Source organism: Glaciecola sp. SC05, assembly GCF_041380235.1.
GTDB lineage: Bacteria > Pseudomonadota > Gammaproteobacteria > Enterobacterales > Alteromonadaceae > Glaciecola.
Map to the genome: position 1 here is coordinate 41551 of NZ_JBGIYY010000003.1, position 23217 is coordinate 64767.

The 23217-nt window shown below is 40.7% G+C and carries 23 protein-coding genes; 11 read left to right on the forward strand and 12 right to left on the reverse strand.

The window, feature by feature from the left end; genetic code table 11:
- Positions 1-160: 160 nt before the first annotated feature.
- The 6 genes from AB9H30_RS03465 to AB9H30_RS03490 all read left to right on the forward strand — a co-directional run bounded on the left by AB9H30_RS03465 (position 161) and on the right by AB9H30_RS03490 (position 4431).
- Complete coding sequence (locus tag AB9H30_RS03465) at positions 161-298, forward strand: hypothetical protein (RefSeq protein ID WP_371193250.1); 138 nt, start codon at positions 161-163, stop codon at positions 296-298.
- Between the two features lie 102 nt (positions 299-400).
- Entirely contained in the window at positions 401-628 is a 228-nt protein-coding gene (locus AB9H30_RS03470; RefSeq protein ID WP_371193251.1) for a DUF2892 domain-containing protein, read from the forward strand.
- A gap of 9 nt (positions 629-637) precedes the next feature.
- Entirely contained in the window at positions 638-2563 is a 1926-nt protein-coding gene (locus AB9H30_RS03475; RefSeq protein ID WP_371193252.1) for a putative bifunctional diguanylate cyclase/phosphodiesterase, read from the forward strand.
- A 201-nt stretch (positions 2564-2764) separates the two neighbouring features.
- Complete coding sequence (locus tag AB9H30_RS03480; RefSeq protein ID WP_371193253.1) at positions 2765-2959, forward strand: hypothetical protein; 195 nt, start codon at positions 2765-2767, stop codon at positions 2957-2959.
- Between the two features lie 99 nt (positions 2960-3058).
- Positions 3059-3481, forward strand: a complete 423-nt coding sequence (locus tag AB9H30_RS03485) for a hypothetical protein (RefSeq protein ID WP_371193254.1) — start codon at positions 3059-3061, stop codon at positions 3479-3481.
- 263 nt (positions 3482-3744) lie between these two features.
- Positions 3745-4431, forward strand: a complete 687-nt coding sequence (locus tag AB9H30_RS03490; protein WP_371193255.1) for a DUF2202 domain-containing protein — start codon at positions 3745-3747, stop codon at positions 4429-4431.
- A gap of 305 nt (positions 4432-4736) precedes the next feature.
- Here the strand turns inward: AB9H30_RS03490 and AB9H30_RS03495 are convergent, their stop codons facing one another.
- Both AB9H30_RS03495 and AB9H30_RS03500 read right to left on the reverse strand, forming a co-directional pair.
- The gene (locus tag AB9H30_RS03495; RefSeq protein WP_371193256.1) at positions 4737-6098 is read right to left on the reverse strand and encodes a hypothetical protein; all 1362 of its coding nucleotides are present in this window, start codon (positions 6096-6098) and stop codon (positions 4737-4739) included.
- Between the two features lie 226 nt (positions 6099-6324).
- The gene (locus tag AB9H30_RS03500) at positions 6325-7203 is read right to left on the reverse strand and encodes a LysR family transcriptional regulator (RefSeq protein WP_371193257.1); all 879 of its coding nucleotides are present in this window, start codon (positions 7201-7203) and stop codon (positions 6325-6327) included.
- 152 nt (positions 7204-7355) lie between these two features.
- Here AB9H30_RS03500 and AB9H30_RS03505 point away from each other — a divergent pair, with 152 nt between their 5' ends.
- The 3 genes from AB9H30_RS03505 to AB9H30_RS03515 all read left to right on the forward strand — a co-directional run bounded on the left by AB9H30_RS03505 (position 7356) and on the right by AB9H30_RS03515 (position 10142).
- A complete protein-coding gene (locus AB9H30_RS03505) occupies positions 7356-8063 on the forward strand; it encodes a CoA transferase subunit A (protein WP_371193258.1) in 708 nt (235 codons plus the stop codon).
- The gene (locus AB9H30_RS03510) at positions 8063-8722 is read left to right on the forward strand and encodes a CoA transferase subunit B (protein WP_371193259.1); all 660 of its coding nucleotides are present in this window, start codon (positions 8063-8065) and stop codon (positions 8720-8722) included. Before AB9H30_RS03505 ends, AB9H30_RS03510 begins: the two co-directional genes overlap by 1 nt.
- An 82-nt stretch (positions 8723-8804) precedes the next feature.
- Complete coding sequence (locus tag AB9H30_RS03515; RefSeq protein WP_371193475.1) at positions 8805-10142, forward strand: DEAD/DEAH box helicase; 1338 nt, start codon at positions 8805-8807, stop codon at positions 10140-10142.
- 222 nt (positions 10143-10364) lie between these two features.
- On the opposite strand, the gene AB9H30_RS03520 is transcribed toward AB9H30_RS03515, so the two are convergent.
- The 7 genes from AB9H30_RS03520 to AB9H30_RS03550 all read right to left on the reverse strand — a co-directional run bounded on the left by AB9H30_RS03520 (position 10365) and on the right by AB9H30_RS03550 (position 17954).
- Positions 10365-10706, reverse strand: coding sequence for a hypothetical protein (locus tag AB9H30_RS03520; protein WP_371193260.1), 342 nt, complete (start codon positions 10704-10706; stop codon positions 10365-10367).
- Positions 10703-11098 carry an energy transducer TonB gene (locus tag AB9H30_RS03525; protein WP_371193261.1) on the reverse strand — a complete coding sequence of 132 codons (396 nt, stop codon included), beginning with the start codon at positions 11096-11098 and terminating at the stop codon, positions 10703-10705. Before AB9H30_RS03525 ends, AB9H30_RS03520 begins: the two co-directional genes overlap by 4 nt.
- Before the next feature lie 60 nt (positions 11099-11158).
- Positions 11159-11632, reverse strand: coding sequence for a Cys-tRNA(Pro) deacylase (gene ybaK / locus AB9H30_RS03530; protein WP_371193262.1), 474 nt, complete (start codon positions 11630-11632; stop codon positions 11159-11161).
- Between the two features lie 1067 nt (positions 11633-12699).
- A complete protein-coding gene (locus AB9H30_RS03535; RefSeq protein ID WP_371193263.1) occupies positions 12700-13911 on the reverse strand; it encodes a spinster family MFS transporter in 1212 nt (403 codons plus the stop codon).
- Positions 13912-13976: 65 nt separating this feature from the next.
- Positions 13977-15221, reverse strand: coding sequence for a M24 family metallopeptidase (locus AB9H30_RS03540; RefSeq protein WP_371193264.1), 1245 nt, complete (start codon positions 15219-15221; stop codon positions 13977-13979).
- Complete coding sequence (locus AB9H30_RS03545; RefSeq protein WP_371193265.1) at positions 15196-15591, reverse strand: hypothetical protein; 396 nt, start codon at positions 15589-15591, stop codon at positions 15196-15198. The genes AB9H30_RS03540 and AB9H30_RS03545 overlap by 26 nt, the downstream gene beginning before the upstream one ends.
- 86 nt (positions 15592-15677) lie before the next feature.
- Positions 15678-17954, reverse strand: a complete 2277-nt coding sequence (locus AB9H30_RS03550; protein ID WP_371193266.1) for a TonB-dependent receptor — start codon at positions 17952-17954, stop codon at positions 15678-15680.
- Positions 17955-18105: 151 nt separating this feature from the next.
- Here AB9H30_RS03550 and AB9H30_RS03555 point away from each other — a divergent pair, with 151 nt between their 5' ends.
- On the forward strand, positions 18106-19098 hold the full coding sequence (locus tag AB9H30_RS03555; protein WP_371193268.1) for a helix-turn-helix domain-containing protein: 993 nt from the start codon (positions 18106-18108) through the stop codon (positions 19096-19098).
- 295 nt (positions 19099-19393) lie between these two features.
- Here AB9H30_RS03555 and AB9H30_RS03560 read toward each other — a convergent pair whose 3' ends face one another.
- The 3 genes from AB9H30_RS03560 to AB9H30_RS03570 all read right to left on the reverse strand — a co-directional run bounded on the left by AB9H30_RS03560 (position 19394) and on the right by AB9H30_RS03570 (position 21370).
- Positions 19394-19654 (reverse strand): EF-hand domain-containing protein, encoded by a 261-nt coding sequence (locus AB9H30_RS03560; RefSeq protein WP_371193269.1) that lies wholly within the window; start codon positions 19652-19654, stop codon positions 19394-19396.
- Positions 19655-19734: 80 nt separating this feature from the next.
- Positions 19735-20730 carry a rhodanese-related sulfurtransferase gene (locus tag AB9H30_RS03565; protein ID WP_371193270.1) on the reverse strand — a complete coding sequence of 332 codons (996 nt, stop codon included), beginning with the start codon at positions 20728-20730 and terminating at the stop codon, positions 19735-19737.
- Between the two features lie 133 nt (positions 20731-20863).
- Positions 20864-21370 (reverse strand): hypothetical protein, encoded by a 507-nt coding sequence (locus AB9H30_RS03570; RefSeq protein WP_371193271.1) that lies wholly within the window; start codon positions 21368-21370, stop codon positions 20864-20866.
- A gap of 190 nt (positions 21371-21560) precedes the next feature.
- Between AB9H30_RS03570 and AB9H30_RS03575 the strand changes: the two genes are divergently transcribed.
- On the forward strand, positions 21561-23207 hold the full coding sequence (locus AB9H30_RS03575) for a response regulator (protein ID WP_371193272.1): 1647 nt from the start codon (positions 21561-21563) through the stop codon (positions 23205-23207).
- The last annotated feature ends 10 nt before the right edge of the window (positions 23208-23217 follow it).

A 23217-nucleotide genomic window follows, 5' to 3' on the forward strand; every position in this document is an offset into this window, starting at 1 on the left:
AGCTTTAGCTCCCACATGGAGGGCTTTTCTTATAACTTAAACATTGCCGCATGTTACATCAAACAAGGCCAAAACCAATTGGCATCACCTCTGATTGACAAGGTCGAAAGCACGCTCAAAGCGACAAAAGAAAAAAGAAAAAAGCAGGGATGCGCCAGGTTTGACATTAATTCAAGTTAAGATAGATAAATTACGCGGTGAAAGTGTTGATATTGAAAGCATGTCTAAACGCTTTAAAAATCAATTATTTCCTCATGCATGGATGCCACAAAAAGATTGGGCATCTAACGATAGATAGCAGGTTTTCAGTCGAACCTCTCCAGATTATGACTTATTAGCCGATAAATCATTATCGTGAGATGTATTATTATTACAAATTTTTAAAAAGGAATATTTCATTATGCAGTTACCTCAAAAAAACTTGAGTTTAACAGACCGTATGATTAGAGGGGGCGTAAGTCTTGCTATGATAGTATTCGCGGTATTTTGGGCCGATCAAATCGGAGACATTTTTTTACAACTTGTCATTATAATTTTTGCCGTTTTAAACCTGATTTCTTTTATTACCGGTTGGTGTCCCGTTTATAAATTAGCGAGCATTTCAACTTACAAAAATAAACAAGTTTAGTTTCATCAATTGTCTAAACTGCGAACCGGCATTTCTGATACTAACCTTCGTCGAAGGTTGATTTTAGGTTCAATTAGCCTTGCCGTGGCTGTTTCAATAATTTTTATTGTTGTCGCATATCGATTGGCAAGCGACTTGGCTGAATCAACAGAAATAAGGCATTTTGATAAACAATTTCATTGGCTTTTCAGCGAGCTTGAAGAGCTCAACAAGACGATTAACGATCCCGTTCAACAATTAGCAACCGTTAAAAATAAATTTATCTATAAGAGCATGATTGATAACATATTAGCGATTCAGGTATTGCCTGAGGATCGTACTTTTCAGGCCAACAGTATTATCAGCAAATCACCCATCGAGGAAAAACTTCGTTCGCTTAACTTTCCTAATTTTGCAAAAGGCGCATTTTTTTTAGAAGATAAACGATTATTTTGGCAATTTAAAAGCAGTAGTGAAAGTCAATTTTCTCTGCTAGTGGTATACGAAATTAGCAGTTTGGAAGAGGCACTCGACTATGTCGCGAAACGCTTATCTATTACCGCATTTTTAACCTTTTGGTTAGCCATATGGGCAGCGTTAACGATGTCTGCAATCATCGCTAAGCGATTTGAAGAGAACAATCAAAAACTAACCTATTTAGCAATGCACGATAACCTTTCTGGTTTGAAAAATCGTACTTACTTACATGAGTTTTTTAGCACTCAGATAGAAAAGCAAATAGCTAACGAACCCAAAAATAAAGATCCAATCGGGGCGCTGCTAATCATCGATTTAAATAAATTCAAAGATGTTAATGATACTTTCGGCCACGGTATTGGAGATGAACTCTTAATAGTTATATCTCATCGACTTCAAGCCGCAATTGACGAAAGAGATTTACTGGTAAGATATGGTGGAGATGAATTTGTCATTTGGTTCAACATGAATGACACTAGAGACATTCAACAATTGGTCGAAAGCATTCTTTACTGCTGTACTCAGCCTGTCCCCCTTGCTAATTCTCAATTTGAAGTTGGAGCAAGTATTGGTATTGCTTATTGTCCCAACGACGGAAATAAACTAGATACCTTATGCAAGCATGCCGATATAGCAATGTACCAAGCTAAAAAGTTGCGCACAGGTTTCGAGTTCTACCAAAAGCAATTGCCCATTTTCAGTGAAAGACAGGTACTGTTGCGTGGACAATTATCGCAAGCGCTTGCGTTACAACAATTTGTGCTTGTTTACCAACCTAAAGTATCGTTGCTCGACGGAGATATTATAGGTGCAGAAGCACTTGCTCGTTGGCAACATCCAGTAGATGGTTTATTAAGTCCAGCTGAATTTATTGATTTAATTGAGCAAAGCGATGTTATTCACAGCTTTAGCCGCTTTGTTATTTCTGAGGCGATTCGACAGGCAAAAGAATGGGAAACAACAATAAAATCAATTCCCATATCAATTAACTTGTCTGCATACAATTTAGCAGACCCTCAGATTGTGCCGTATATTTCACAGCAGTTGGACTATTATCAATTACCCGCGCATTTATTAGAAATAGAGTTAACAGAAAGTGCTAGTATGATTGATATTGAGGTTACTCAGAACGCCTTTATCGCGCTGCGCGCACTTGGCGTAAAGTTATCGATTGATGACTTTGGAACAGGTATGAGTTCATTTGCTTACTTACGTGAACTTGACATGGACTATGTCAAAATTGACCGTTCGTTTATTGCCGCAATGCTAGGCGATAAACGTAGTGAAAAAGTGGTCAAAGGAATAATTTCTATGTGTCATAGTCTAGAGAGTGAAGTTATTGCAGAGGGTATCGAAACTAAAGAACAGGCGCAGAAGTTGCTTGAATTAGGCTGTCGTTTGGGTCAAGGTTATTTTTATGCACGGCCTAGTTCGGCTAAAAATGTTACCGAATCTCTATTGTCCAATCGGCGGCAATGATCCTTCAATTACCACCATAGCTTTTTGCTAAGAAAAAAATCAATAAATTTACGCACTTTTGGCTGTTCATACTTCAATTGATGATAGTAAATGTAGGCGTTTACGGATAAACACTAATAGTTTTCACCCTTATCATGACTGTACTACCCACGTATTCTTCGACCCCGAATATAGACAAATTAACACTATCGATTAGCCTCTGTGACAGCTTTATTTGAGAGTTGCGATGCAGTCACTTGGGGCGAAAATTGCTGTTGGGCGCAGATACTCGATACTAGCGAGCAAAACGAACACAGTGAGATTGAGGCATGGTGGCAGGATAAGAGCAGCGAGCATGCTGCGCTTAAGGTAAGTAGTGACGTCTGCGGATTTTTTTTCGCTGAATTATCATTATAAACATCTTAATTATCCTAACTAAGGTTTTAGATTTTGGCCTCAAAGTTGCAACGCACTTGACACTATTTTAGCGAAATAATAAATAAGGTCAGGAAAATAATGAAGGCAAAGCTACTTATTGGACTGTGTTTAGTTAGCTCAGCGACTTTTGCAAGTGACGATAGCATCGTATCAACGGATACAAGAGCAGTAATTAATTTGAGCGTGCAGCAAAAAGATTTTGTTCTTGAACGGATGCGGCGGATGTTGGAAACACTCACTGCTATCCAGCAGTCTTTAGTACAAGAATCACCAGAAAAAGTCGACGATTTAGTAAGCTTACTGTTTGAATATACGAGGGAAAATCATCCTGACGGTCTGCATGACTCAATGCCTGCAGGATTTCAACAAATGAGTAAACAAATGAATGTCCACTGGAAAAAACTAGCTAAAGAAAATAAAGATACAAGCTTCATACAAAAGGAAGTCGTCACTATTATGTCGACATGCAATGCATGCCATCGCTCATATAAAATACAATAGCATTTTCGGGATGCGGCTACTGTTGGTCATAGCTAAAGTATAATTTAAAAATTGACGAATTTGTCATTTTTATTGTCGTATCTGTCAATTCAAAACTAAACACAATAAAAATTAGCAAGGAATTTAAAAAAAGACATATAAATTAATGGCATTTTATTTCTATTAATCTGGTACGGCGCTTGCAAAATACTCTTACAGTCTAAAACGCGATAAGACGTATACGACAATTTTGCAAGTCCACAAACCAGATAAGAGAGTATCCGATGAAAAAATTGATTTCGTTTAGCATCATATTATTAACTATATTTATCTTAAGTGCTTGCGGAGGAAGTTCGAACGATACTCCCCCCTTACTTGATGTTGATTTAGAAGGGTCAACCGCATTTAATCCCAATACGCTCCTCAACAACCTCAGCACAATTCCGTTAAGTGATTTATCTGCTGCAGAAAAAGAAAGTCTAGTTTTTATGCGGGAAGAAGAAAAGCTTGCCAGAGACGTATATACAGTTATGTATAACAAATACAGGACAAAAATATTCACCAATATTGCTGCCAGTGAGCAAACCCACACAGACGCAGTTCTCGCGCTTATTCAACGTTATGATTTAGTCGATCCAATGGAAACTGACGTTTTTGGCGGTTTTATGAATAGCGAACTGCAACTCATTTACGATACGCTAGTAACATCGGGTTCAATTTCACAGCTAGAGGCTTTATATGTTGGTGCGACTGTTGAAGAGTTGGATATCTATGACCTACAATACCAAAAAGATAGTGTTGTTGATAACGCCGACATTATCTACGTTTACGATAATTTATTGAAAGGCTCGCGCAACCATTTACGCTCATTTGATAAACAAATTAAAAATAGTGGGGGTACTTATACTCCGGTTTATATCAGTCAAGATTTATATGACAGTATAGTTAACTCAGCGATAGAGAGAAACTAGTGGAGATTGGCTTTTACTGACCGTAAAAGCGTTCTCAACAATTGTAGACTAAAGCTAAGCGGTGCAAGGGCACTACTCAGCTTAACTTATTTGGTTTCGTGCCATTAGCAAGTACCGAGGGATGCGGAAACTCAGCACCCACTGGCGAATTGGATACGACTAATCCAGTTACCTGCGCAGTACATCATGAATTAAAAGCGCGGTACTTTCGGGCATTTTTCTGGCCCCATGACTGGGGCAAAAGCCCTTAGGCTTGAAATTAAAAGCGACTAACTTCTCATGCTTGCAGGTCTAATAATACTAATCTACTTTACTGGCTTCGGTGCCAGCACAGTAGACATTAGCAACGCGAGATCACCATCATAGCTTTTCGTAAATGTTGTAACATCCCCGCGGGTGAGGCCTGCAGCGTTTAACTTATCAACCATGTCCCATGCAATATATTTGGCATTACCATTGATGTCGATTAGACCAAAGTGCTTTTCTGAGTCGCCAGGATTGTCTTTGTTTCCTTTCCATGGCTCATCGAAAGCCTGGAACAAAAACAGTGAAGCACCGAAATCATCTGACCAAGCTCTCATTAAATCTGAAAATATTTTTTGTTTGTACTCGTCTGCTGCCTTTGATGCATCGTCACCATATTGTACGTTAGCATATGAAGCCCAACCGGTTTCACCAATATGTATCTGCTTTTCAACACCAGATGCAAGCATATATGCTTGCGCACCCGCTGTTTGCTCTATCGCGAGCTCTTTTGACCTGAGCATAGCCGCATCGACTTTTTGCTTAGTCGTTAAATTGGCCTCGGTTTCAGGGACCAACCAAAATTCTTCATCGTAATAGGTGTCATGGAATGGGTAGGTATGCAAAGAAATAAAATCTACAGCCTTTATAAGTGCCTTCAAATCATCATTATCGTAACCATTATCGGGGCCTGTGCCTAAACTGCCCCAAGAAGCATGGTTGTCAGAACTCGTGATCCACATATCCTTGGCAATCAGTCCCTGTGCTTTCAGGTCTTGCAACGCATTTACATGTTTTAGAATAATCCTTGGCGTAACATGATAAGGAGCCCAATGCACCATTGCCTCATTGCCCACAGCCATTACCTTGACAATTGACGGATAATCTTGTGCTAGCTTTATTCCCATTGCCATCTCTAATGCGTTAGTGGGGTTTTCTTCGTCGTGAACGACTTCTTTATCAGTGAACGAGTTTAATCCATCAATCCAAATGCCAAGCATTACATACATTTCGAAGTCACTGTTTTCGTCTTTTAACTGCTTTATTGCTTCAAGTAAATTTTCAGTATTGCTCTTACCGTCTAAGCCAATATAATTTTGAGTATTATAGGTGCGGATAACTTTAATGCCCATCGCGGCTAAAATCTTCATATCCTCTTTATGCTGCTCAACCGTTGGCACTAACTCACCTGATTCGCGCACTTTTGTGCGCCATGCACCATAGGAAATAGCGGGGTAATCCTTATTTCCCAAAAGCACATCGCCATTGCGAGCTGTAGGATAGTCGCCTTGCGGTGCTGGCTGAGCAACTAACTGAATGTCTTGAGCAAGATCATCGCTGCTGGTTATTGTTTGCTCAGCACACGCGAGAGTAAACAGCGCCATAATGGCCACTAACATGATGTTATAATTACGCTTTTTCATATGATCCCTTTGTCGATTTAAACACGCCGCTATTATTGGATGATTCATGGTTCTTATATTATCGCTTATACTTTTTCTGCTCAGGCATTTGCTTGCGGCTAAACACACGCACTGTTAGATGGTATTACATAGAACCTCACTAAATCAATTCGTGATTTCCAATGCTATATCCCTAATTTAATAGAGCATTTTACCAACTTGCACTTAAAGTGCTTTTATTAGCATTTCAGCTGATTGCGGTATCCCAAAGCATCTGCGCTGCGCTTGATAAACCTACAGAGCTTAGCGCAATCATCCCCACTCGCTTCTTTAACAAAGCATTATCTAAGGGCACACAGCTAAGACCCTTATTAAGCATCTGCTGCTGAGAAAGCTCTGGCACTATCGCCAAACCTAAACCCGTTTTCACCAATTGTCCTAGAGTACCGAGCTGCGAAGCCTCAGCAATAATGGTGGGCGTTATGCTCTCTTCGGCAAAGGCATTATCCATCCATAGCCTAATGGAAGAACCAATGTTCATGGCGACTAAGGGATAAGCCTGAATCTCTTCAAGTGATATGTTGGATAGCGCAGTCATCTCATGCCCGGTGGGCATCACCACACAAAAATTATCAGTCAGTAAAGGCGCAAAGCTTAAGCCCTGTAGGGACTCTGGTTCAAACACAAAGCCAATATCGGCTCTGCCACTTTGCACCGCCTCAATGACTCTCTCCATCACCACGTCATGCACCCTTAGCATGATATTAGGATGATTCTGATGATAGCGCTGCAGTATTTGTGCAAGATTACCTTCAGCGAACGACGGCATACTGGCCACAGTTAATCGGCCTTTTTGCACACTAAACAAATCTTGTACATCGGTTAGCGCGCTGTTCCAATCGTCAATCAGTCGCTTGGCGATGGGTAAAAACGTTGCCCCCTCCGGCGTTAAACTGACTCGCCGTGTGGAGCGGGTGAATAGCTGACCGCCTAACTGTATCTCCATATTTTTAATAGAGGTAGATAGAGCGGGCTGCGACAGGCAAAGTTTTTCAGCCGCCTCTGCAAAGGTTGAAGCTTGCGCGACACTCACAAAAGCACACATATTTTTATATGAAACAGACATGCTAATTATTCCAATAAATCTATCAATTAGAATATTAAATTAATTTTACAAAACATAGCAAGTCGTAAATACTAGAATCTAAGCTGGCTCTACAGCATCTTCTTATAAATGCACCTCAAAAGTGCTTTGACGAATCACAACAGGAGCAATCAATGGCAGGTTTTAATAAAGTAGTGTCAAGTTACGAAGAGGCCATGCAAGGCCTTGAAGATAACATGACCGTTATCGCAGGCGGCTTTGGCTTGTGTGGCATTCCTGAAGGACTTATCGCCCAAATCAAAAAAATGGGCACCAAGGGGTTGACGGTAGTGTCTAATAACTGCGGTGTGGATGGCTTTGGCTTAGGCCTGCTCTTGGAAGATAAGCAAATTAAAAAGATGGTGTCTTCTTATGTGGGTGAAAATGCTTTGTTTGAAAAGCAGCTCCTTAACGGCGAGCTAGAAGTAGAGCTCACGCCACAAGGCACGCTAGCAGAAAAAATGCGCGCAGGCGGTGCTGGCATTCCTGCCTTCTACACAGCCACAGGTTACGGCACCCCCGTAGGTGAAGGCAAAGAAGTAAAAGAATTTAACGGCCGCCCATACATTATGGAAGAAAGCATCACCGGCGAGTTTGCCATTGTAAAAGCTTGGAAGGCAGACCGATACGGCAACTGCATGTATCGTCATACCGCTATGAACTTCAACCCTATGGCCGCAACCGCCGGTAAAATTACGGTGGTAGAGGTAGAGGAAATCGTCGAGCCTGGGGAATTAGAGCCTAGCCAAATTCATACCCCCGGCATTTATGTGAATCGCGTGATCAAAGGTTCATTTGAAAAACGCATTGAACGCAAAGTATTGGCAAAGGAGGCAAGCTAATGGCCTTAAGCAGAGACCAAATCGCAATGCGCGTTGCGCAAGAGTTTCAAGACGGTGACTACGTTAACTTAGGCATCGGCATTCCTACCCTTGCAGCAAACTATGTGCCCAAAGACATCAGCGTGATGCTGCAGTCTGAAAATGGCTTGTTAGGCATGGGGCCCTATCCTACCGAGGAGCAAGTTGACGCCGACATGATCAACGCAGGTAAAGAAACGGTTACAGCCTCTACCGGTGCATCTATTTTTAACTCAGCAGAAAGTTTTGCCATGATCCGCGGCGGCCATGTGGACTTTACCGTACTCGGTGCTTTTGAGGTGGACATAAACGGCAATATCGCCTCATGGATGATCCCGGGGAAATTAATCAAGGGAATGGGCGGTGCTATGGATTTAGTAGCGGGTGCAAAAAACATCATTGTGACCATGACCCACGCCGACAAACACGGCAACTCTAAGCTATTAGAGGCCTGCACGCTGCCTCTTACCGGCGTAAATTGTATTACCCGGATCATTACCGACCTCGCGGTACTTGAAGTGCAAGACGGCGCGTTTCATCTCACCGAGCGTGCACCAGGCGTTAGCATTGCAGAAATCCAAGAGAAAACCGCAGGTAAATTGGTAGTCAGCGGCGATATTCCTGAGATGAAATTTAGCTAAAACACGTTTTAGCGGCAATAAGCGTTTAGCTTAGGCCCGTAAACCTTTATAATGGCGCTCCTATTTGCATATGAGCGCCATTTTGTTATTTAACGAACTCCCTTTAGACAATCGATTGCTAAGCATACTGCAAACTATGCAGATGAGCGAAGTCACCGACATCCAGCAGCAGGCCATCCCACATGGTTTGATGGGTAAAGATATTCTCGCTTCCTCAAAAACCGGTTCGGGTAAAACTTTGGCGTTTTTAGTGCCCGCTGTACAGCGCTTACTGACTCAAAAAGCCTTGTCTAAACGTGATCCTCGCGCACTTATTTTGGCGCCTACTCGTGAACTAGCCAAGCAAGTGTTTTCAGTAGCAAAAGCGCTTACACAGAAGCAGTCTTTATCATGCGCATTAATTGTGGGTGGCGAAAACTACAACGACCAAGCAAAAGCGCTCAAACGCAACCCGCATATCGTAGTGGGAACCGCAGGCAGAGTAAACGACCATCTCGAGGCCCGCCACCTGTTTTTAAATGGCTTAGAACTACTGATACTAGATGAAGCCGACCGCATGCTTGAGCTAGGCTTTGAAAAAGCGCTGGAGAACATCAACACCAGTGCAGACCATCGTAAGCGACAAACCATGATGTTTTCGGCCACTATCGACAGCGCCGAGGTCAATCATATGACGCAGCTGATGCTCAAAGCGCCAGCTAAAATCAACATCGATAAAGTAGCCACGCCGCATGAAGATATCACCCAAAACTTCTACTTTGCGGATGGCGTCAGTCATAAAGACCAGCTTTTACTAAAAGCCGTCGAAATAGAAGGCCGTGAGCAAGCACTGATATTTACCGCTACGCGCAGCGACACCGAACGCCTCTCTGCATTTTTGAAAGCACAAAACATCAGCGCCACGTTTTTACACGGTGAGTTACTGCAAAACCAACGCTCTGCCATTATTAATGATTTTGGGCGCGGCAAAACCGGCGTGCTGGTCACTACCGACCTCGCCTCTCGTGGCTTAGACATCGCCAACATTGCCAAAGTAATTAACTACGACTTACCCAAATTTGCAGATGAATATGTGCACCGCATCGGTCGCACAGGCCGCGCCGGTAAAAAAGGCAACGCGCTCTCGTTTGTGAGCCGCAAAGACTGGCGTAGTTTTTTAGCCATACAGTCTCGCTTAGAGCAGCGCTTCGATTTCACCGAGTTTGAGGGCTTAGCTGCTCGATTTAAAGGCTTAGGTCTAAAACCAAAAGAAATGCAGGAAAAAGTAGAAAAGCCTTTCGCAAAAAAAGTTACGAAAACACAAAAACAAGCCCCTAAAAAACGCTTTAATCCGCTCGAGTCTGAAGAAATGGGTTTTATACCGATCAAACGTAAGCCAAGGGCAGAGCCTGATGCGTCTGTTGATGATATCGATGAGTAGCCAACAATCAGATGTTCTGAAATGCCTTTGGCAAATGTGTAAGCGGCCCACATATCAGTGCTAATAGCAACATACCACCATTCCAAAGCATCTTCGGATAGGTATATTGCACCGTACCGCTTATCTTTAGATATGGGCTGAATCAACTCTTTTTACAGGTTCCATCATTTCAAGTTATGCCTTGGCAGAACAATGCACTTATGCGGTGTCAATGCGGTACTCTTACAAATGCTTAATCTTTGTTGGTTTAAATGCGTAACAGAGCGCTGAAAAACCAATCACACCCATCGGAAATAATGGATTAAAAGAGTAATCAACTACAAGAGCAATGGGACAGATCAGAAAAAATAACAACATTCCCCAATGTTTCCAAAAGCCGGTAGCCCATAATGAAAGCATCAAACAAATCGCTAGTGCGAATACTGTAATAAATATCAAGCCCATATCTAATGGATCATAGCGACTTAAATAAACGAGCGCCAATATTGAAGCAAGTGATCCAACAGAACCGAGGCCGCCCAGAAAGATCCCTTTGCATAGCAAAATTAAATCCACTTTTGTCATTGAGATTCCGTCACCAAAGTAAAGTCCAAGCGCACTTTTAGATCTTTCTGCACTACCGGAACACCGTCGACTATTTTGGGCTTATACTTCCACTTTGTTAATGCCCTCACTGCTTCCTTGTCAAAAATCCGGGCGGGCACAGACTCTAACACGCTAATGTTGACTGGTTCGCCCAAAGTATTGATGTCAAACTCAAGCATTACCCATCCTTCAGGTTTGTTTTTTGATTGTGCTGAGTCTGGTAGTTGCTTGGAGGCTTCTGCTGGCTTTGGCAAGCCAGTATTTGCATTTGAGGATTTGCAACCTAGAGAAGTCAGGCAAAAAGCAATTAAAACTGCGGCAAATAAGCATCTGTGTTTATTAAAATTTGGGCTAGCTTCATCTAAGATCATAATCGCTCCATTGTTCTCTTTCGCAAAGTATAATTTAACCCTAAGCGTTCATCCAACATACTATTTCTGCTTTGAAATTTGAGCGAAGCTGGCGCATAAGCAAAGTGAAAGCGCATTGGGCGATATCGCTAACTCTAGGCCACGCTTTCCCGCGCTAACATATATTATTTCAAATTCATTGGCTGAAACGTCACATATCGTTGGCAGTGTTTTTTTCTGACCAAATGGGCTGACGCCTCCCAACACATAACCGGTGCTATTTTTAACCAAATCAGGGCTTGCCATTTTTGCACTTTTTACGTTCATCTGTTGCGCAACAGCCTTCATATCGAGCATTGAGCTTGTTGGGACTAAAGCAGTAAGCAATGTTTCGTTATTGAGCATGAGCACTAAGGTTTTAAAAACTTGTGTAACCGGCAGGTCTAGTTGCTGGGCGGCTTCGAGTCCAAAGGCAGTAGATTGTGGATCGTGCTCGTAACGCAGCAATTCAAATGTTACTTTTTGTGCTTTCAAGTAATTAACAGCGGGTGTCATAGTATTAGCTTCTTATCTTTAATTTAAAAAGATAACTGAAAAACATCGCCAATAACAGCATCGCTTTGTGAAACGAATGTGCGCGATTATTGCTCGGCAGGATTTTACTCGTTGTTCTTACCTTCATTTAGTATGAAAGTGAATTTGGTTAGATATCAAAAGCGTATTAACTTTAAAGTATAATGCAAATTAATCTTCATCTATTGCTAAAACAAAGTTTAATAAATTAATAAATTAATAAATTTAATTTTATATGTATTTAATACATATTTCGATGCATTTAGACTTATTTAGATACTTTTTAGAACAATTATATCAATAATAAGATATTAAAACATAAATTGCTTTTAGATACTTTTAGCGTATTTTAATGTTTTTCATAGTACCTTTTAAGAACTTGAGAACTTTTAGTAAACTTAAGTTTTATGTACTTTTATATGATTTTCGTAGATTTTCATTGTAAAAATCAAAAATAATCCATTCTTTCAAACGATCAACAATGCAAGCCATTTATGAGAATTAGCGTTATTGAATAAAGCGTTCTGACATATTTAATAGGTCAGTATGTATTGTCAGATAACTTAGGAATTATTGGCGCAATGAGAATCGATATGAATGAGTCGATTTAACTATTACCACATGCTCCTGCATGACAATTGCCGGCAATCGAACATAAAGGTATAAAATGAGCGTTTATTGCCACGATCCAACATTTGTACCCAATATCATCTGCATTATTTAAGAAAACCGACGTTTTAAAATCTTCATTGTAGGGCAAGAATGGGCAGATAGCCGACGGCCGATATTGCTATCAAAATGACATCAACATTCTAGAATTCGCTACTATTAAACGCTGTCACTCAGTTACCCCAGAGTAGTCGATGAACCTTATAAACATTAAAATCGCCATCGATCGTAAAATTAGATTTTTCTAGATTTTACATATACCGAGAATAAGTTTCTAAGACTCATACTATTATCATTAAACCATAGACAATATTTGCCCCTTATACCTTCAAAAGTTAAAGCCATTATTAACTGTTTTTAACCTACGAGTTATTACTACACTACGCATCTAAATCATTCAAAAAAGATCTACTCCCTAAAAAGTTATGCATAGCTGAGAGTATGAAAGGAAAACTGATAACCAATAATGCGATTTTTAGTGGATTATCGAACTCGGCATTGTTTAAAAGATCGCTAAAAACACCAGCTAACGTGGGGCCAACGCCTTGGCCGATAATTGCAGCAACAAATAACACTAGAGCCGATGATGTAGCCCTATACTGAGGTGATGTTAATGACTGAATTGCAGCGAAGTTTGGGCCAAGTCCAGCAGTGGAGGCGACCCCGCCAAAAAAACAAGCTACTAATGAAATAGGTAAACTAGGCGCTAATAACACAGTGCAAAATGCAAAAAAGGCCATAATGGAGACTAGTGCTGGAAAACGCATTTCCCATATCCTTGAACGTGCGATCAGCTTATTCGCTAAGACTGCGCCTGCAAAAGAGCCGAAGACTAAGCCCAACCCTAAAGCCATACCAAAATATAATCCAATCTCACTACTATCGAGTCCATGTACCCTATTGTAAAACTGAGGTAGCCACAGCATCATAGCGTAGCTAGAAAATATAAAAAAAGTATATCCGAGTACTAAGTGAATATATGAACGTTTTTTTATCAGTTTTTTAATAATTATAAAAAGCTCAACTTTACTATTATTTTGAGTTTCGTCAGTTGCAGTCCGCTTTGGCTCTCTAACTGTAAACTTCAAACATATAGCTAGCAATACCCCGGGTAGTCCAACTACTACGAAGGTAAGCCGCCATCCAATAGATTCCGCTAATGCTCCCGTAAAGGCTAAACCAAACGTAAAACCTAAAAAACCAGCGAAATAGAATAGCCCTATGGCAAAAGCGCGTTTAGAAGGCGCGAAATAATCGGACAAAACTGAAAAGGAAGCAGGAAAGCATCCTGCCTCGCCACCACCAACGGCTATTCTAGCTGCCAAAAGCTGCCAAAAGTTCGCTACCAGCCCGCAAGCGGCAGTCGCTAAACTCCAAAAAGTCAGACAAAGAGTAAGTAAATTTATTCTATTAGTCTTGTCAGCCAACCTAGCTAAAGGAAGTCCCATTATTGCGTAAAATAGTGCAAACCCAACGCCACCAACTAAGCCAATTTGAGTGTCTGATAGTAGTAAGTCTTCTTTTATTGATACGGCTAAAACTGAGAATATTGCGCGATCGATAAAGTTAACAGCTGCTACTAATCCCAACATGAATAATACAAAATACTTGTAATTATCTGAATTGAAAAAGCGACTTCTCTGTTTAATTATGACGCTCACAGGTTCAATCCCAAGTAACGATTATATACTTGAAGCATTTTTTGTTTAAAAGCCGGACTGGTTTTAAATTGAAACGCTTTAATTGGAAGTGTCATATCTCTTAGGCTGTCTTTTACCGGCGTGAGTACTTTGTTCCCATTTTCCGTTACCAATAGCGTATCAGAATGCCGAAACCCGCCAAGACCGTCTATGTATATTCCAGGTTCTATAGTAAATAACATGCCAGCTTGAATTTGATGATGAAATCCTTTTGCCAAAAAAGGCCCCTCATGCCCAGTAACACCAATACTATGACCTACGCGATGTAAAATATTGTCACCATAACCATATTTAGTTAACAGTTGAACTACACGGCTATCTACATCATGCATATCTGCCCCTGCCACGCATAACTCAATGCATAGTGCTCGTGCATCCATCATTACTTGATATGGTTTTTCTGCTTTACTTGGGACATCGCCCAAGAAAAAAGTCCGTTCTACTTCGGTGCCATAGCCGTTCATTGTGCCATTTATAATAGATACATGAGGCCCACCTTGACACATATCCATATCCATTAAGTTAGTAAAATTATGAGGATCATGAGACACATTCGGAGGTTGCACAACTGCTGCAACATTTGTCGCTAATGGGTTTATTTGTGGGTTATCACTTAGTAACTGCATCTGCATAAGCTTAGTTATTTTAGAATGAAGCTCTAGCAGTGATAATCCTGGGCGTGCCATATTAAGCAACTTCTCCATTGCTCTAGTTGCTAAATTACACGAATAAACAATTCTACAGATTTCATAATCCGACTTTACGTATCGTGCTTCCTCAACTAGTTCGCTAGCCTCGGTAGTTGATGGAATCGCATTTGAGATAAATTGTGGTGCGTTTAGCTCAAGACCAACCCTTTTAAAAGCGCTAATTCGCTTTTGAAAAACGGCAAGCCATGCTGTGTCTTCTTCACACGGGAACTCATAATATGTATCTAATTCAATATTACCGATTGAACGTGTCCTGGCATGCTGCCTTTCTAATTCTGGAATGATAAATGTTAGTTGACCGGATAATGGTAATATAAGAATAAAGGGGCGCTCATGAATATAATTGGCAAAATTTGTTAACCAATAAATATTGTCTGGATCCGTTATTACTAAACAATCTAATCCTCTTTGCTCCATAGAAGCAAGCAACTTATTTTTCCGAGAGCTTAACTCCTGTTCACTTGGGTCACTGTAAATAGGTAAGTGGGTCATTTTTTCTCCGATTTTCATTTTTGGCGATTAATATTCCAAGCAAAAACGCTGTTACACCGTAAATATTTATTAATATTGCTAATGCCCAAGCTAAAAAAGAGTTATAAACCTCTAATATGCCGATACTTAAAGCGTTATAAATATGGGAGCCAATACCCGCCACGATTAGAATGATCGTGAGTAAGCAACCTACCGATATATAAAGTCGATAAAGCCTAGCGTGTCCGATTAAAATGATTACTCCGTACAATGCCAAAAAAAGAAGTGTTTCGACTGGTTTGCCCTCTTTAAGCGGCGGGTAGTCATAAAGTGTTAATGTAATGCTTATGCCATTGTATGTCGCTGCTATCGCGAGCCATACTGATTGCATAATCAAACTTTGTCGAAAGGTTACATCTAGGATTGCCATGTTTTTCAATTGGACTCTTTATGATGAATCTCACTCACAGATTTCTATTAGAATCTGTAAGTAACGGAAGCACCAAACGTTCGCGGTTCGTTTCTATATGCGCCAGTAAAGCCAAATTCGCTTAATAGTCCCGCTACGTTTGTTAAAAAAGCTTCGTCAGTCAGATTGTTACCAAAAATTGCGAGTTCCCAATTGCCACTTTCACTTAGCAGAGAAACTTTAGCATTTAGCAAGAAATACGCGTCTTGCTCAACACCAGTTGCAAGCAAATGATCACCTTTATAAGAATAAGTCACGAACGAGCGAATCTCGCCTATCTTATCTATGTCTTTGATATGGTCGAGTGATATTCCGCCAGAAAACTTGGGTGTGAACAGAAGTGACGTACCGGATAAGTCTTGCCCACTTACAACGTAGTCTTTAAATTCAGAGTCCATCCATGTCGCATTAAATAGAAGAGATAAATTATTAGAAACATTGTATCGTCCATCAACTTCAAGACCGCTGCTAACCGCTTTACCAGCATTTTCTAATCTAGTAATGCCACCAACGACTTGGAATATTTGGAGATCTTGGTAATCCATATAGTAAAAAGAACCGTTCAGAGTTAAGTCGTTGTTCAACAATGTAGACTTAAATCCAAGCTCATAATTAACTACTGTTTCTGGCGAGACAGAATTTCTAGACTCAGGGGCAACTCTAAATCCGAGTGCAGCATTCGGTGCCGGATAACTATTAAACGCACCGGATTTATATCCCTTAGTCACGCTTGCATAAATCAGGCTTTTATCAATTTTGTAATCCAAAACGACTCTTGGCGACAAGTCAGTCCATTCGTCCTCAAGGTTTAGGCCGCTAGGATCGACTTGTCCGTTTTCATCAATGAATTGAACAGGGGTTGGTACGATTAGACCTAATCCACCTAATAGAGCAGCGCCGTTTTCGTGAAAGCCGTTGTTATAAGCCATAGTCTTAGTGTCTAAAGAATACCTAGCGCCAACAGTTAAATTGGCGTTTTCGCTCAACTCTAGTGTAAAGTCGCCAAAAATTGCAAAGCTATCGGTGTCAGATGCGGTAAGGCTATTCTCAAAAAATGGGCTACCGCCATTAAACGGCGTACCTGTAAATGCTCCTAAATCTGCCAGGCCAAGTACAAAGTCTAATTCCGCTTTTTCTTTATGAAAGCTTGTTCCCAGTACCCAAAAAAGACTTTCGTTATCAAAGGATAGCCTGAATTCCTGACCGGTAGACTCACTAGACTCAATCGATCTTACGTTCTCACCCAGAAAAAACTCAGTACCATCGTACTCTCTGGCCGATTCAGTTGTATATTTGCGGTAAGTTGTTAAAGACGTAATTGACAGGTCGTCTATTTTCCAAGTAATGTCTAGCCAATGCTCGCGTAATACACGATCATATGTAGGTATTCCTGCCTCACGATTGTTTGCTGGGTTACCGAAGGGGTCAAAGCCACCATTAACTACCTGCTTATCGCTTATGTTAGTTGTTAATGCGCTTACAGGGAGCGCAGATGATATATTTTCGACATAACCGGCGGTATCGTTGTAACTACTCCATGTATTAGATAAGTTAACTTCGATATCATCGTTTACCAACCAATTAAGCTTAATACCGCCATTAGCCCTGTCTTCTTGATAGCCGTTTTGGTTTGATAAAGTATTGGTCTGCCATCCATCACTTTTAGAAAGTGAACCAAACAATTTTGCATATAACGAATTCTCAACCAAGGGGATATTTACGACTGCGCTTGCATTTTTTGTTGAGTAATTGGCTAATGATATTCTGAATGTTCCTTCCAAAAATTCGCTTGGTTTTTTGGTAATAATACTGATTGCCCCGCCAATTGAATTTCTGCCAAAAAGCGTACCCTGCGGACCTTTGAGTATTTCCACTCTCTCAATATCTAATAGTTCGGTCAATGCCCCGCCTAGGCGAGATGCATATACACCGTCAATGTATACGCCAATACTAGGATCAGCGCCGATACTAGTATCATTGGTGCCAATACCTCTAATGTAAGTAATAGGGAAGGCGTCTGAGCCTCCTACTACACTCAAGCTGGGAACAAGTGCTGTCAAGTCAGTAAAATCTTCAGCGCCAATGCTATTCAATGTATCTGCGGAGAAAGCGGACATCGAAATTGGCACATCTTGAATACTTTGCGCCCTTTTTTGTGCTGTGACCGATATAACCTCTAGTGAATCTTCATCGATTGCATTGAGCAATGGATTTGCAACGCTTGGTAATGCAATAGTCGCCGACAAGGCTAATAACAGCTTAATTTTGTTAAATTGCAATTTCATAGTAGATATCCTCTTATTACGATATAGAATACGAAACAATGGACCCACATAATGTGCAGCCAGCGTGTATTTTTGTGCAGCTTATGTTAATTCGGTGTTAATGTAGGTGCGAACGACATATTGGGCCACGGTTTCTAAGTGAGTGATTTAAATGGAGCGGATTGATAATTGTATTGTTGCTGACGTCCAAGACGTGCAGCGTCTTTTGGCGACAAACAAAAATACTGCTGGTATCGTCTCTGTAAAAAGTTTTTCTCAAGCGAAAAACCTGACTTGGTCTTCGGGAAGGTTCGATTTATATGAGTATAGGAAAGTAGCCTATGCTGGTATTAAAGACTTTTCAATTGACGAGGCCTTCACCACTAAAACAAGCCTGTCTAATTTAATATCATTCGAATACATGCTTAATGGTGGCTCTGACCAGCAATTAGCTGGCAAAACATTTCTAAATAATGATATGCCACGGTTGTATGTTACCTCACACGGTAAATCAAGTAAGCAGACACGCTTTCATAAAGCAGGAGAAAAATACAAAGGGGTTGGAATTTGGATCACGCCCGACAAACTAGAAGAGTTATTTTCCATACACTCTATTGACTTCCCATATTCAATAACTCAAGTATTGAATGCGAAAATCAATAGAGTTTTAACATTTCCTCTGACAGGCAATATACGCCGCGTAGTAGACCAAATTCTAAACCATCCATTTACTGAAAAGCTTAGTTACCAATTTGTAGAATCGAAGCTCACCGAGCTACTATGCTACACATTACTTTGCATGCAATCTCCAGAGCATGCGTATAACAATGACAACCAACTTTCAAATACAAAAAATAGCGCAATGAAACTCCTACTAACTAAGTTAGAAGGAGATTTAGAAAAAATCCCTAGTGTAGATAAACTTTCTAAAGAGCTAGGAATGAGCAAAGCGCAGCTTACAAAGACCTTTAAATCTAGTTATGGGATGACGATTTCTGAATACTTGACGCAAAAGCGAATGCAGCGTTCTCAAGACCTTATTAAAGAAGGTAAGTTATCAATTATGCAAGTAGCAATAGAGGTAGGGTATCTTAATCAATCGAGCTTTGGACGTGCCTTTAAAAAGTTCTTTGGTTATACACCGTTAAAGGATAAGACACGTTAGCGATATCAATCCCGTTCGATGTACTTTATTCCTATTCTCCAATTTAAACTCAATTTTGACGGACAAACTTCTCACATAATTTTGAACCGCGTATAACCCCCCTTTTGCCGCTTAAGAGCCTATTAGGTTAATAAGCCTCAATTCTCAACTTACATGTCATAACATTACACATTTCTATTTTTGAGTGGTTCAACAAGAACACTATCTTGAGCCTGAAAATCGGGAGTTATGTGGCAATAAACAAAAGTTCAGATCAAAAAAAAGCGCCGTAAAGCGCTTTCAATTTATACTTATTTCAGTATTCCCACCAGCATTCCTGCCACCAAGCTAAAAACTCTTCAAAATCAATAAACCCGTCGCCGTTGCCGTCAATCAGGTCAAATCCCTCTTGCACATGATTCGCCTTGGTTTTTGGAGACAATATCGTAAGCAAATCAATAAATTCATGTAGATCAATTTGACCGTTTAAGTCACGGTCAAAAAAATCAAAGTCTTTGCGAATACTTGCTATCTGCTCATTAGTCATTTTGTTGGCAGAAGTGTCAGTATCACTCATGGGTTTTCCCCTGTTTGTGTAACGTTAATAACAAGTTTACTCTGATAACTTTGTCACTGTCTAGGAAAAAAACCGATGAATTACTGCTGAGCTGCCTTTTGTGCCATTGCACGCTGTCTCTGCGCATCCGCTTTTTCTTCTCGCTTCTGATGCATGATGTCTCGTGCGCCAGTGCCTACATGTTCTTGCTGACGCTCTCGGGCTAAATTTACCTGTTTTTCACGCTCTCTGAATCGCGCTAACTGTTCCTCAGTGTGAGTACCAAAACATTTTGGACAACTTACACCCGCTTCATACATGTTTGTCTGTTTTTCGGCCTCGGTTATCGGGAGTCGACATCCATAACACTGGTCATAATCACTTTTTTGCAGTTGATGGTTTACCGCTACTCGATTATCAAATACAAAACAGTCACCCTGCCATAAAGATTGCTCTTCAGGCACGTCTTCTAAGTACTGCAGAATGCCGCCTTGAAGGTGATACACTTCATCAAAGCCCTGTTCCTTAAGGTACGCTGTCGATTTTTCACAACGAATACCGCCAGTACAAAACATCGCAACTTTTTTATGTTTTTTCGGGCTAAGTGTACTGGCTACATACTCTGGAAATTCACGAAATGACTGAGTATTCGGGTTAATCGCGTTTTTGAATGTACCAATTGCAATTTCGTAATCATTCCGCGTGTCGATAACTGTTACATCAGGGTCCGATATAAGCGCATTCCAATCCTCAGGCTTCACATAGGTACCAACAGTTCTGCGCGGGTCGATACCCTCAACCCCCATGGTCACTATTTCTTTTTTAAGCTTAACTTTCGTGCGATAAAAGGGCTGCTCGTCGTGCCATGACTCTTTGTGCGAAACTGGTGCAATTCGTGGGTCTTCATTAAAATGTGCAAGCAGTGATTTGATGCTATTTTCAGGTCCAGAGACGGTGCCGTTGAGACCCTCTTTGGCAAGTAAAATAGTACCTTTTATCGCTAATGATTCCATTAACACACGAAGGGGTTCGCGCATCGCTTTATAATTTTCGAGCGCGACAAACTTATATAGCGCGCATACTAAATATTGTTTCATCTTGTGACCTTTGCGAAGTTGGAACGTAAAACCAATGCAAAATTGCGGTGCGAAGATTAGCACAAGGCTCTGTAAAAATCGAATTATCTAGTTTGTGTAAAGCTTAAGTAGGACCTTGAGAACGGGGAATTGCCTAGAGCGTATCAAACTGCTCATGCACTTGTTCAATAATTTCGTGGAGCATTTCTGGGCGCTGCACGTATAGCTCATCATCGTTAACTAAAGTGGCTACTGATTGCATTTTTCTATGAGTTTGCTGAGTGGCATACGAGCAATTTGCAATGACTTCTTCGTTAATGTGCTTTTCATCATTGTGCATAGATAGAGGGTGTGTTTGTGCACACATTAATAAGCTAAAACCCAGCATTTGATGCTGATTTATTGCTCGGTTAAGCGCCTGAGCTGTTTGATAATCGGCATCTTCGGTCATCAAATGATATTGACATCGGGTATTGGTATGCATACCCACAAAGGGATCTGCTGATAGTAATGGTTCGTCTCGTTCAATATGCTCTCTATAAATGTCTAGCTGATCATTAAAAATTGCGGAAAATAGCGCAAATCTGGCCTTGCCTGCTGAATCAACATGCAATGCTTGATTGAGTGTTTTTTGCGTATAAACATAATCATCTAGTTTCATTTACAACACCGCTTTTTTTCTAAATTTGCATTAAATATTGGCTCTCTTACAAATATCTATCGGCACAAAGGTGAAATAGCTCAAGCCTTTGACCGTGCAAACGATATAAAGGTAAGCAGATTGCGCATCAGTTAGCGCAGTTGTACCTGTTAGCAATAGACAAATTTGACATGAGTGCCTTCGGGATCAGATGGAAAAATTAGATTATTCAGACAAACGATGTTTAGTCGTCGAAGATCGTAGGCCGTTCTTAATGCTGCTGCGTGGACTTTTGACATCCCTTGGCGCAAAAAAAATAGATACCGAACTGTCTGCAGAAGCTGGATTAAAGGCCTGCAAACAACATAAATATGACGTTGTCGTTTGTGACTTACATTTGGGCACAAACCGTAAAAACGGTTTCGAATTTTTAGAAGAAATCAGAAAATGTAACCTCATCCGACCGTCTACTGTGTTTATTATGATCAGCGGCGACAGCGCTCGCAGCATGGTGCTCGGATCACTTGAAAAACAGCCCGATGATTACCTAATCAAACCATTTTCGCAGGCTCAATTAAACGCACGTATTACCCGTGCGACGCAAAGGCGCACATCACTGGCAGCGCTTTATAGCCAAATAGATCATCAAAAATACACTTTGAGCATAGAAACTTGTAAGCATTTTTTAGAAACTGAGCCCCGTTACACAAACCACTTGCTGCAACTCTTAGTAAAGCTCTATTGGAAAACTGAAAAGTATGACGCGGCCGAAAATGTCTTAGCAAAAATACTAGATGAACGCGCGCTGCACTGGGCGGTTTGCTCAATGGCGAAAACTTACTTATTAAAAAAAGAGTTTGCAAAGGCAATCGATCTCGCTAAGCGGGTAATTGAAAGCTCAGTAAATACCGTTGAAGCTTACGATATTATCGCTGATGCCTATTTACAAGATAATAAAAAACCGGAGGCCTTAAAGTACATCTTAGATGCCCTTGAACGCTCTCCACTGTCTATTGATCGACACTTTAGGGTCTGCGAAATCGCCCGAGAAAATGGCCAGTATGATTTAGCAATGAACAGTGCAAAATCGATTTACGAACTGTCGCAGCGTTCAGTGCATAAGAATATTAATCACGTATGTGGCTATATTCGTTCTGTACTTGATCTAGCTGAGAACAGCGAAGAAAAAAGTGCTAAAAATCGCTACCTACAAGAAACCTTGCTGACCATTCAGCGCATGCAGCATGATGACTCTATCAATGACAACCCTGATGATTTTGATTTTGATATTTTTCAGTCGGTTATTCATTCTCGCATGCTGTTTATTGAAGGTAAGCAGTCTGAATCAAAGAAAAGTTTTGAAGAAACACAGATTCAAATTGAGCGAAATTTTACTGAATACCCAGTGGCAATGGCAGCCGACAGCCTAAAACTTATGATCGATTTGGGTGATTTTGAAGAAGCAACAAAATTAATCAAAGTCATTCGTAAAAATGAAGCGAAAGTTGACCAGTCGATTTTATATTTGATCGAGAGCGAAATGGCTAACGCGTCAGAGGTGTTTCAACAATATGTGAAACACAACAAAACTGGAGTAAGCCTATACAGCTCTGGCAACTATCAGCAGGCATATGAAGAATTCAGTACCGCCAAAAAAGTTTGCCCTCTGAACATCAATGTAAATTTAAACCTGCTGCAGTGCCTGATCAAGCTGATTGAAAAGACAAACCGCCCAGATGCTAAACATGTTACCCAAGCCAAAGAGCTGTATCGTTTTATGAATAATATGCCCTTAAAAGACGTGCATCAAACCAAGTTTGCTAACATGCGCGATGACATCGAAAAAGTCATCAAATAAAATCTTGGCC